4 protein-coding genes are annotated in these 12,632 nt (G+C 71.9%); all 4 read left to right on the top strand.

Translation table 11 applies throughout. The annotated features are described in order from the left end of the window. Positions 1-131: 131 nt before the first annotated feature. The 4 genes from ACIQMJ_RS27020 (at position 132) to ACIQMJ_RS27005 (ending at position 12,574) form a co-directional block, all read left to right on the top strand. Entirely contained in the window at positions 132-1,292 is a 1,161-nt protein-coding gene (locus ACIQMJ_RS27020; RefSeq protein WP_499763787.1) for a cytochrome P450, read from the top strand. 281 nt (positions 1,293-1,573) lie between these two features. Continuing rightward, positions 1,574-1,906, top strand: a complete 333-nt coding sequence (locus ACIQMJ_RS27015) for a trypco2 family protein (RefSeq protein ID WP_499763786.1) — start codon at positions 1,574-1,576, stop codon at positions 1,904-1,906. A 43-nt stretch (positions 1,907-1,949) separates the two neighbouring features. After that, positions 1,950-3,899, top strand: a complete 1,950-nt coding sequence (locus ACIQMJ_RS27010) for a S1 family peptidase (RefSeq protein ID WP_499763785.1) — start codon at positions 1,950-1,952, stop codon at positions 3,897-3,899. Positions 3,900-3,901: 2 nt separating this feature from the next. Continuing rightward, complete coding sequence (locus ACIQMJ_RS27005; RefSeq protein ID WP_499763784.1) at positions 3,902-12,574, top strand: hypothetical protein; 8,673 nt, start codon at positions 3,902-3,904, stop codon at positions 12,572-12,574. Positions 12,575-12,632 lie beyond the last annotated feature (58 nt).

The raw sequence follows: 12,632 nt of genomic DNA, 5'->3' as shown, positions 1-12,632 counted from the left end.
GCCCCCGCTCCCCAACCGGAACCCGTGACATTAGGAGAAGAGCGGGCTCCACGGCGCTGGATACGTCCCCGCGGAACTTTTCCACCGCATACTGGTCCGGGATCAAGGCCGCCCGAGGGGAGAGGGTCGCGGTGAACGTTCGCAAGGTCGATCGGGGTGCGCCCGCGGCGAGCTGCCCCGTGCACCGGACGCACGACGGGACGTGGCAGGTCGACGGCTACGCGGCCGCCCGCGCGTTCCTGCGCGACCACGACACCGTCCAGGCCGGTCTGGGCGTGGAGACCACGGAGAACTTCCCGCGCCGGATCCGCCGTCCCGTCCTCTACCGCGACGGGCCCGAGCACCGCGAGCACCGCAAGCAGACCGCGCGGTTCTTCACCCCCCGCCGGGTCGACGAGGTCTACCGCGCGGTGATGGAACGCGTCGCCGACGAGCAGGTGGCGCTGGTGCGCGGTGGGCGCGTGGTCGACCTCGCCGACCTGAGCTTCCAGGTGGCCGTGGACGTCACGTCGGCGGTGCTCGGGCTGACCGAGAGCAAACCCGGCATCAGGCGACGGCTCGACTACTTCTTCCCGGAGGAGTTCGGCACACCGGGTTTCACCAGCCTGCGCGGCCTGTACTGGGTGTGGCGGCAGCTCAGGGGCTGGTCGGCCATCTACCTCGGCGACGTCCGGCCCGCGGTGCGGGCGCGCCGGGCGCATCCCCGGGACGACCTGATCTCGCACCTGCTCGCCGAGGGCCTCACGTCGGCGGAGATCCTGGGCGAGTGCCTGACGTTCGCCGCGGCCGGCATGGTCACCACCCGCGAGTTCATCGTGGTGGCCGCGTGGCACCTGTTCACCGACGACGAGCTGCGGTCCCGCTACCTGGCCGCGGACGAACCCGAACGGCTGCTGGTCCTGCACGAGGTGCTGCGCCTGGAACCGGTGATCGGCCACCTGAAGCGCCGCACCACCCGCGACGTCCGGGTGGACGACGTCACCGTGCCGGCGGGCTCCCTGGTCCGGGTCCAACTCGACCACGCCAACCTGGACCCCGCCGTGGTGGGGGAAGCGCCCGCGTCCGTGTGCCCCGGCCGCCGCACGGCCGACGGCGGCAGCTCGACCGGCCTGTCCTTCGGCGACGGCCCGCACAAGTGCCCCGGCTCGCACGTCGCGATGCTGGAGTCGGACGTGTTCCTGCACAAGCTGTTGTCCCTGGAGGGCATCCGCATGGTCCGCCCGCCGCGGATCGCGTTCAAGGACGAGATCGCCGGGTACGAACTGCGCGGAATGCAGATCACCGCCCGCTGACCCGACCGTGCGCACCGACCGCTACGGGCGGCGGTCGAACGTTCTGGCCGATGTCCTGCGAACGGATTCGGCAGTCGACGCGTGCACCGACAACGGGCATCACGGGAAAAGCGCGTAGGTGTGGTGGGCGGTCTTCAAGACAACCCGAACGGCCGTGCGCGTGATGGGGAATCCGGATGTCGATCGTGCGCCGTGCTGCAGCGAGATGTAACGGCTACCACCAGCCAGTGGATTAGAGGGTACGCCCGCTGGGCGGTGACGTCGCACTCGGGAGGACCCCCATGAGCACCGAAGACGACAACGGACTCGTGCTGATCGACGAGGATGGCGTCAGCCTGTCCACCGCGATCGAGCTGCTGCGGGCCGAGCTGACCAAGGCGATGCGGGCGGGAGAGCACGAGCGGGTGCGATTCCTGCCGGAGAAGGTCGAGGTCGAGCTGGAGCTCACCGCGAAGGTCTCGAAGAAGGCCAACGGGAGCATCAGCCTGTGGAAGGTCGTCACGGCAGGGGGATCCCGGCAGGACGACCAGACCGCGAAGCACCTGCTGCGGCTCACCCTCAAGCCCCGTGACACGTCGCTGACCACCGAAGACGACATGCTCATCGGCGAGTGACATGACGGCACCGGGACTCGATGAGTGGTTACGCGCGCGAATGGTGCGCGTCCGCGGGAAGCACCGGGGCAGCGGTTTCGTCATCGGTCCGGGAGTGGTGCTCACCGCCGCGCACGTCGTGGGTGGGCCCAGTTCGGCGGTGGTGCTCACCGACGACGAAGGCGCGGAGCACGACGGCGTGGTCGCGTGGCGGCACCCCGCCGCTGATCACAAAGTCGACGTGGTCGACGTCGCGGTCGTCCGGTGCAGGGAGCCTTTCGTCGACGACTTCGTCCGGTGGGGGGAGGTCGGGGGGATCTCCGAGGTGCGATGCATCGCGTTGGGGTATCCGCGCGCCGGCGAGCAGGACCTGCGCCGGAAATTGGTGACCGCCAGGTGCACCGTGATGCCCATGAACGGCAGGGAGGACTTCCTGCTGGAGAGCTCGGGGAACACCTGGCCCGCGGACGGGGCCGATGGCTGGCCGGGCATGTCCGGTGGGCCGTTGGTCACTGAGGACGGTGTGCTGGTCGGCGTCGTGCGCGGCGTCCCGCGGTCCTGGACGAACGCCCTCCGCGCGGTCCGGATGACCGCGATCGTGGAAGATCCGCTCTTCGCCTTCGACTACGAGGACAAGCTCGGCGAGCGGGTGAAGGTCAACGGGACACCGACGCCGACGGTGGTCGCCGCACTCCCCGCGGTGTACGAGGCCGATCCGCTGCCCGTCGACTGGGATCCCGAGGCCACCCCGCTCCGGCTGGACCCCGCGGGCAGGTGCCGGCTGGACACCCTCGTCGCCACGTCGCTCCGGGGCTTCACCGCGGTGGTGGCCGACAGCGCCTCGGGCGCGGCTCGCCGGAGGGGGACGGCCGACGCGCTCGACGGACTAGGCGGCAGGCGGTGGATCACGGTTCCCGACCTCGACATCGGCGACCCGGGTTCGCCGGAGGCGTTGCGGACACTCGTCGGCGGCGACTGGCGGCCGAGCGGGCGGACCGGCGTCGTGGTGCCGCTGGTGCGCGGCGCGGTCGGCGGTGTCGGCGCGGCCACCTCCGCCACGGCTCAGCGGACCGTGCGGACGCTGAGGTCGCTGCTGCCCGACGCCGTGGTGCTCGTGCGCTCGATCGGACCGACGCCCTACGACGCGGCGCGCACGGCTGCCGAACTGGGCAAGCGGCTCGACTGCCGGGCGTTCCTGCTGCGACCCGACGAACCCGGTGACCTCGATGCGGGCCTGGGCGGCCGTTATCCGCTGGCCACCCTGGCTGCTCTGGCGCGTCACGGCCTGGTCAAGCGCGGGCTCGTGTGGGAAGTGCCGGAGGTGCCGGGCGAGGTGGAGGAGAGCCCACCGGCGCCGGCGGCCATCGCCGATGCCCTGGCACGGACGCCGATGAGCCGCGCCGACATCCGGTCGCTGCTGCTGACCGCGTGGACGAGCATGCCGGACACAGTGGCGGCCGTCTTGCCGTTGCTGGCGCGCACGAACTGCGGATCGACCGCTCTGCGGGTCGCCGTTGACTGCGGACTCGACTTCGGCGGGTGGTTGTCGAAGGTGCGTGACGTCCCCGCCCCTGGGCAGCCCAACGCGTTGCTGGCCGCGGCCGTCGTGCCGGTTCTCGTACGCGCGGCGGCACCGCGGGCCGCGGTGCGACCTTGGCTGGACCACGGCGGACCGGCGATGCGGCTGCTCCGCGACCGGCTCACCCGTGATGACGGCGGTTGGCGGTTCGCGGTCGACGGGTCGTGGGTCGTGGGTGACGAGGCCGCGCCCACCGTGGCTGCCATCGCCTCGGCGGCCGGTGTCGGACCGACCGACGTGGATCCGGGCGACCCGCTGTTCTGGGCACTGCTGACCCGCACCCCGTACACGCAGTCCCTCACCAGGCTCGTCGACAACCTCGATCGGCACCACCGGGCCGTGATCGACGCGGACGACGTCGAGCTGGACGCCGAGCTCCGCGCTCTCGTCTCGGACCTGCGGGCTCAACTGCCCCACCTGGCACACCGGAGATGATCATGCTCGCCGATTGGTACTTCTGCGGCGCCGTCCGGCTGGCTCCCGCCGCGACCCACGCCTTCCTGGACATCCTCACGGCCCTTCGCGGTGAGGACGCGGAAGTGGCGGTGGAGGCACTGGACCAGTTGGAGCGCGTCGAGACGAGCCAGCTGCTGTACGCGCTGCCGGACGTGCTCCACGCTCGCCGTGCGTTCGACGACGAGAGAGTGCGCACCGCAGCGGCGGCACGGTTGGCCGAGGCCGGACGCGAGGTGCCGTGGGACGGGGCGGTCGACGACCGCTTGCGGGCCCTGGTCTCGTCGGCCAGGGAGCGACGTGACCCGGCGGAGATCCGGACCACTCGGCCGTACCTGGACACCGCGGACTTCGTGACCGAGGTGCTGACGCTCGCGTCGCTGCTCGACCTGGTGGACGTGCACCCTGAGGCGGTCGAGCGGGCCGTCGCCGACTCGGCGCTGTGGACGCTGTTGTCCGATGCGGGAGCGGGGGAGTACGGCCGGTTGTGCCGGGTGCTGGCCTGCCGCGTGCTGGTGCGGGTCGATCCGGGACGGGTGCTCAAGGGATTGGGCTCGACCGCGCACGGTTTCGCCACCGTCGAACCCGACCTGGCCGCGCTGGCCGTGCACGCCGAGTTCTCGGCGACCGGTTCGACCGACTACACCGCGCTGGCCGCGGAGGCAGCCCACCACGAGCTGCGCAGGTCCCTGCAGGTCGAAGGCGGTGCGCCCGACCCTCGCACCTACGACGTCCTGGCGACGCTGGGTGTGCGGAAGGCGCCGTTCGGCAGGGTGGCGACGGTCGTCTGGGCGGCGACGGTGGCCGCCGCTGCCGCCGCCGCACCCGACGCGGCCGACCGGGCGTGGCTGCGGTCGTGGCTGGCCGCGCCTTCTCCGGACGACGAGGTCGCGTTCGAGGTCCAGCGGCCGTGGTTGGTCCCCCGGGTGGGCAGCAGCTTCCTGCACAAGACCCAGGCGGTCTTCCCCAACACCGGTGATGACCGGCTGCTCGCCGTCCTGGCAGCGGGGCTCCTCGCGGTGACGCTCGCTCCGGGCGATGCCGAGCCGGACCCGGGGAACGACGTGTTCGCCGAGTTCATCCTCCACGCGTCGGATGTGTTGAGCGACCTCCCGTACCGGGAGGACGTCCAGAACCTCTACAAGAACATGGTGCTGATGCCGCCGGCGGGCAGCAAGCTCACGCCGCCCCTGGCCGGGCTCGCGGTCCACACCCGCGCCCTGACCGAGCGGCTGGGCACCGGCAGATCCGCCGCGGTGGCTCCCGACAGGTTCGTCTTGATGGTGGTGCGCCGGGCGGAGACCGCGGCTGACGACACCGAAACGGGCAAGCTGTACTACTCCGCCGCCGGCCTGCTGGTCGCCAACTGGGTGAACGACGCGGTGTCGGACCGGACCGAGTCGTCGGGCACCGACCTGACCAACCGGTGGTTCGCCGCCGATCCCGGCCGGGTGCCACCTGCCCGGTCGTTCCTGCGATGGCTGGTCCAGCGCATCGTGAAGCAGTCCCGCACCGACAAGCACGTGCTGGGCATGGCCAACCAGCCGAGCCTGATGCTCAAGCAGCTCTGGCCGGACGAGGACGTCCCGGAAACCGCCAAGTGGACCGAACGGGTGGGGATCAACAGCAATCGCACCATCGGCGCGCTCGAACTGCTGACCAGCAAGCAGGTCGAAGCCGCCGAGTGGGCGCGTCACGCCACCGCGCTGGCGAAGCAGGCCACCCAGAAGGGCGCCCCGCTGGCGGTCGCCACCGAGCGGCTCGCCGCGCTGTTCGACCTCACCCCGCCACCGTGGGACGGACCGGACTCCACTCCCCGGCAGTGGCTCGCCGAGTGGGTGCGGGGCATGGACGCGATCCACCGGCCGTTCGAGTTCCGCCGCGAGCTCCGCAGGAGGCTGGTGCAGCTGTTCGGCCTCCACGCCAGGGACACTGCGGAGGAGCGGACGCTGCGCCTGGTGCTGGAGAAGGTCGTGCACGGCATCGTGGAGTTCTCCTTCGACGCGCCGAACGACTTCTGGTCCCTGGCCGCGGCCCTGTCGACGCCTGCGCCCGACGGCGTCGGCTTGCAGACGTTGCAGCACCTCCGCGCGACCTTCCTCGGCACCGTGACCACGCTCGGCACCGGCCCCGTCGAGCGTCGCCGAGTCCGCAGCCCGTACACGTCGCTGCAGATGCGGCGCTCGCGGGAAGTGCGCACCGAGGCGGTCCGCATGTTCCTCCTGCGCACCGCGAACGAGCCGTTGCTCACCGCCCTCACGTCCGGTACCACGCTGGGCGACGTGCAGCACGACCTCTTCGAGGAGGCGGTGCTCCGACCGGCCCCGTTGTCCGTCGATCACGGGACGTTCCCGGTCGACGAGCGCCGGGTCGAGGGGGTGACCGTGGACCACGGCACCCAGACTGTCCACTACGACTTGGCGGATGGCGTCGACGCTGTCATCGACCTGCTCGCGCTGACCGCGGAGGAACGCGCGGAGCACGTACGAGCCGGAGCCCGGGTGTCGGGCGTGGTGTGCGCGGTGGAAGAGCCGGACGCCGACCCGCGCGAGGTGTGGGTGAACTGCGGGCTGGCGGAGCCGGTCGTCGGGGTGGCGACGTTCCGGGAGTTCGCCATCGGTGACTCCGTTGTGGTGACGCTGCGGCCCGGGGGCGGCGTCCTCACCCTGGGACCGGCCGGTCCGCCGGCGCCCCGTCCGGACGAGGTCCGCACCGCGGTGGTCGAAGCCCGCGCAGGGGACGGCGACCTGCTCCGGTTGACCTTGGTGGGCCGACTGGGACGCGAGGTGGCCCACGATCACGACGCCGCGCCGGCGCACGCGCGTGACAAGTGGCTGCGAGCCTGGGACCCGGACACCTCCGCCGCGTACCGGCCCGCGAGCCGGACGTGGACCCTGGCGCGCTGGTCGGTCGGTGACGGCTGCTGGCTGCCGGTCGAGCGCGGGTTCACCGAGCTGGTCGCGGACCTGCGCCGCGGCAGCGCCTGGGCGACCGTGTCGTCCCGCAACGCCGACGGATGGGTGCTGTCCACGTCGCCCGGAGTGAGTTACTTCGTCGCCGACCGCGACTGGCGGCTGGCGGACCTGTCGCGCCTGGGCGTGGGACAGGTTTCCGGACTGCGTGTTCGGGTCGCCCCGGTCCAGGACGGCGGCCGGGTGTTCCTGGCCCTGGTCGACGCGGTCGACCGGCGGAACCTGGAGTGGGCGAACGCGTTCGCCGACGACCGTGCCAGCCTGGAAGCGGTGGTGGACCCGGACGGGGAGCGGTGGGTGCTGCCGATGGCCGCAGCTCCGGAGGGTTTTCCGGACGTCCTGGCAGTGGACGGGCTCGACGGGCTGGTCGGGTTGGGCCGATGCGCCTTCACGGTGGGCGAGTGGACCGCGCGCCACCAGCGCGTCGGTCGTGTTCAGGCCATGCAGGAGCCCGTCCACAACATCCCGGACCACGAGAACCCCGACCCCGAGCGGTTCCGGCGGCTGCTGACACCCCGTGACGGCCAGTTGTTCACCCTGGACTGGGTGATGGGGGATGCGCCTCGCTACGACACGTGGCGTGCCATGACCACTGACGGCCTGGTCGTCGAGGTGCTGGCGGAGTCGATCTCGATGGCGCCGCTGACCGGCAACCGGGACGAGCGGGCTCGCGCCGCCAAGAGGGATGTCGTCGTGGTGGACAGCTGGTCGCGGCGGAAGGTCGAGCGCAGGCGCGCACGTGGCCTCGAGACCTGGGAGCTGTTCCGCCATGTCGAGCCCGGATCACAAGGCGACCTCGAGGGGGTAGAGGGCACGCCGGGCATCTGCGTGGCCAAACCACGGGGCAACCCGGACGGGCAGTACGCCCTGTGGCTGCGCGTCGACGGCGAACCTCGGCTGTGCGTCGCCCCCGGCAGGGCGTTCACCGTGCTGCCCGCGACGGCGGGTGACCCGCTGTGGGCCACGAGGGGCCACGACGGCCGATGGGTGGTGGAAGCCCAACCGCGCGTCGTCCAGGTTGAGGCTCTGTGGCGCGAGGGCAGCGGCAGACCCGGCCGCGACGACCACTACCTGGGCACCGTCGAGCGCGACGGCCGGACCGCGGAGGTCTACGAGCGGGGCAGGGGTCGCCGGGCCGTGCTGCTGTTCGCGCCCACTGACGGTCGTGCCCGCAGACACCTCGACGGGCAGGTGGTGGGCCGCGTCCGTGACACACCGGAAGTCGCGGTCCGCCGCAACCGGGTCGAGGTGACGACCGGCGGCGGGCGCGTGCACGGCACCACCTACCCGGTCGACAAGTACACCGACCAACGCGTGCAGTCGGTCGCCGTCACCGGTGAACCCGTACTCCTCCGCGACGGCAGCACCGGGTGGCGGCTGCGCAGGCACTTCACGCTGCGCCCGGTCTCGCGTTCCGCCGCGCGGAGCTCCGACTCCGCCGAGCACGGCGCAGCCTGGCGGGAGTACGAGGCAGCCGAGGACAAGCACCGCTTCGGCGTGCTGCGCGGTGATCGCGTGCGGTTGCACGACCTGCACGTGCCCGTGCCCGGTGGGTGGTCCAGTGAGGTGCCCCTCGACGAGCACCAGACGTGCTGGGTGACCCAGGACTACGAGCGCGACGACGTGCGGGTCGTGCTGGTTGAGCGGGACGGCGGCTGGCACGCCAGCTACCACGCCACCACCCCGCTGACCGTGGCGGAGTTCGCCGCCCACGTCGCCTCGCGCGGCGCGTCGGTGACGGCGTCGCACTCGTCGTTGCGGGTGGACCTCCGCTATGCGGGTCGGGTGGCGGGCAGCCCGCCGGTCCACCGCTTCGAGTGGGGCTTCGGTTGGCGGATGGAAGTGCCCGAGCACCGGCTTACGGTGCTGGGCAGACCTGTGGCGGGAAAGTTCCCGCTCTTCTTCGGCGAGATCGTGCGCCGGGCCCGGTTCGTGCCCGACCAGAACGGCGTGCTGACCCTCGACCTGCCTGAGTTCTCCGTCGAGCACGAGGACGTGTCCCCGGTTCGCCAGCTGTACGTCGAGGCGTCCGAAGAGCGCATCGTGCACCGGCTGGAGGTGGAGGTGACCCTGCTGCGGGAATCGGTTCGGGTGCTCACCGTGCACGGGCGCCAACGCCGCTACGCCGAGGGAGACGTGGACGACTCCCAGGCACTGCGGCTCGACCGCGCGGAACTCGAGCCGGACACCGCGGCGTGGTTGCTCGACCAGGCTCGGGCCGAGGCGGGACACCCGGAGGGGACCAGGCGGTACGAGCTGCTGGCCCGACTCGACCACAGGAAGCTCGCCGAGCACCTGGGCGGCAAGGTCGTCTTCGAGCGGGCGGCGAGCTTGCGCCGCGGTGAGCGGCTGTTCATGGTGGCGGGTGACGTGGTCGACCGTGGTCGCAATGACCTGTACCTGGAGTTGACGCTGCCGCCTGGTCTGGACCGCTGGTACGCCACACCGCCGGTGGCCAGGGTCTACAAGCGCAACTTCGCCGTGCGCGAGAGCACGCTGCGCAACCTGCGGCGCACACCGGAGTCGCTGCGTGGCAACGTGATGCTCGTCGAGGTGCTGTCCGATGGCAGGGGGAACGAGAAGTTCTGGAAGACGGCCACCAGCCTGCGTTTGTCCAGGCGCATCTCCCACCTGGACAACTACATCCGCCACCACGGCGGCCGCTGCTACGCGGTGATGGTGTCCGCCGGCAAGTCGGCGTTCGGCCTGGAGTTCCGCCCCGGCGTGTACTTCGCCGTGCCGGCGGGCAAGGTGCGCAGGCGCGGGCGGGTGCCCGAGCGGTCTATCGTGCGGTTGGCGCTCGAAGGCGAACAGATCCAGGTGTTCTGCGCGGTCCAGGACGACCGCGACTACGTGACGGCGACCGGACGGCCCGTTGTCGTCCTTCCCAAGCAGCCCTTGCTCCACGACGACGTGGATCCGGCTTCGGCGAGCGGCACCAGGATGTTCACGCTCGCCGGGCTGCCCGGCGTCGAGGCCACCGCATCAAGTCCGGAGCTGAATGGGGCCGCGCTGATGCGGCTCCGCCACCCCAAGGTGGCGCTGGCGGTGCGCGAGGGCAATGACGTGGTGCTGCGCCGTGCCGCGCCGGAGCAGCACCTTGTCGGCTCGATCCGCTACGACACGGGCAGGCGCGTGCCGTTCATCGTCCCGAACGCCCGGGACGCCGCCGAGATCCCCACCACGTGGTCCCGGCTCACCTTCGCCGACCAGGGAGCGCTCAGCCTCGTCGAGCGCTGGGCGGACCGTCGGTGGACGTTGCACGACCGGCTCACCGGCCATTGGGTCGTCGGCGAGGACGGGCAGGTCGACGTGCGCGTCGACATGCTGGCCAAGAAGGGGCGCCACGAGGTGTCGGTGGGGTCCGGGCCGCTGATGTTCGCCGAGGGACGAGTCTTGCGCTACCCGGAAACCGACCTGCGGACGTTCGGCTTCTCCGCAGGTGAGGCCGTGGGAGCCCTGTCCGGGGAACTGGGGCAGGCCCCCTCCGAGTACACGGTCGCCGCACCCGTGCGTGGCGGCGCGGGTGGGTTGTGGATCGAGGTGTTCCCCGGCAGGGTGCTCGAGCTGCCCGCCGACTTGCTGGTCGGAGCCGCCGTGGAGGGGCACCGCCCGTTGCGCGACCTGGATTGGACGCGGTTCGGGCCGGGTGACCAGGTGCGCTTGTCGCTGCACCAACCGGACAACGTGAACACGCAGGTCTCCTGCGTCGCTCTGCACTCCTGGTCTCCCGGACCGCGCGCGGCGTTCGGTCCCGGCCGCACCCTGTTGCCCGCCAAGGCGGACAGCGTGGAGATGAAGATCCGGCTCGGCCACGGCGACAACCGGTTCGACTACCCCGCTGTACCCGCACAGCTGCCGAAGAGCTCCGACCCCAAGGCGATGTGGCTGTTCGCGGACAACTCGCTCACCTTCGCCACCGACTCCCCGATGCCCGGTGACACCGTCCTCATCGAACCGGCGCGGGTCGGGACCGGGTTCCGGGTCCTGGGACTGCAGGGCTGGACCGCCACCATCGGCGGTGACGACGAGGCGTGGCCGGGCAGCACCTGGCTGCGCTCCTCTCTCACCGGGGACGAGCCCGGCAAGGTGCTCGACCTGGCCGGTGGCTCGCTGGTCGTCACGGTGGAGGAGGTGGGGGATCGCGTGGTGGTCGTCTCGCGGCGCCACCAGCCGTACGGACTGCCCCGTGCCGGGCTCTGGCTGCGCGGTCGCGTGCGCGGAGCACTCGACGACGAGCACGTCCTGCTGCGGGTGGGAGCCTCGCTGCTGCGGGCCCCGGCGCACGCGGTCGTCCCGGGAGCGCCTGCCGCCGCAGTGCCCGCCCTGGTCTCGCGGTTGGCCAAGGATCGGCGACCGCAGTGGTTCCACGTCGATGTCGACGGGCGACCGGTGGCCGGGCTGCCCGCGGCGTCGCAGACGGGGGAGGTGCGGGTCTTGTTGGAGGACGTCATCGTGAATGCGGACGGCGCCCTGGGGTTGCTGTGCATGCAGGTGGACACCGGCGGGCCGCGGTGGTTGCCTGCGGACGGGCTCGGGTGGCCAGGTGAGCTCGAGGAAGCGGAGTTGCGCAGTCTGGTCGACGTCCACCGGGGCCGTCAGGTGACCTGCGCGGTCCTGCCGGACGGCACCGTGTCGTTGCCCGCCGCGCGGGGCGGTGCGGAGCGGCTCGCAGCCCTCCGCCTGGGCGACGAACTGCGTGTGGTGCCGCTGGTCGAGCGCGTGCCGCTCGAAGAGAACGGCGTCCATCGCTATCTGGCCGCCTTGAACCAGTCCGATACGCTCGTCGAGTTCGAGAGCCCCGTGGCGGTGACGTGCGCCGGTGATCCGGTCATCGCCGAAGTCAGCGCCCTGGTGCCCGGCAGCCACCTCACCGTCGTCGAGCGGGGGCAACGCCGGTCGGCCGTCGACCTGCCCGCCGCCGTGGTGGCCGCCGTTGCCGGCAAAGCGCTGGGCCGCGACCCGGTCGACCAGCGCGTCATCGAGGCCGTCGGCGATCCGGGTGGCCGGTTCGCCCTGGCCACGTGGTTGGACGCGCACGCCGAGGCCGCGGTCGGGTTGACGGATTCCTGCGTCGACGCCGGAGCGATCGTGGCCGCCGCCCTGGTCGCGGCGGACCTCGGCGACTCGCGGGAGGATGACCCGGACACGGCCGATCTCGGTCCGCTGTCGGTCTGGCTCGCCTGGCAGGCGGGCGTGCGGGCGATCCGCTCACGCCACGTCGAACCCGTGGTCGCCACCTGGGCGCGCCACCGCGCCCGCCTCGACGGCGGCGAGTGGCAGCGCCTGGCGAAGGTCACGTCCGAGTTGGGCTCCAGCGTGTCCCAGCAGGACGCCGACACGGTCGCCGACGTCTGCCGGGGTGTGCTGAGCCGCTCCCGCGTCCGTCCCAGCCCTGACCTCGACTTCGCCGCTTGGGGCCTGCTCACGGCTGTCGGCAGGCACGCTCCTCCTCCAGCGTATGCGGCGACCGCGAAGTTGTCGGTGCTCGCCCCCTTGGGACGCGCTCTGGTCCCGCCGAGGAACCTGGCGACCGCCCAACCACGCTTGCTCCCGCACCAACGCGACCTCCTCCGGATGGCCCTCAACGAACTGGCCTCGTACCCGCTCCCGCTGCTCGCTCCCGCTTGGCCCCACCCCTCGGGGCGCGAACCCCATGCGAAGCGACTGGCTCAGGTGCGGTGACACCGGCACCGGATTACGCCGATGGCAGAGGCGTCCCCCGGCACCGTCGCCCTGCGGC

It is taken from the genome of Actinosynnema sp. NPDC091369 (assembly GCF_044757065.1).
Taxonomy (GTDB): domain Bacteria; phylum Actinomycetota; class Actinomycetes; order Mycobacteriales; family Pseudonocardiaceae; genus Actinosynnema.
The sequence above is the reverse complement of the archived record's forward strand: the minus strand, read 5'-3'. Positions and strand labels throughout refer to the sequence as shown.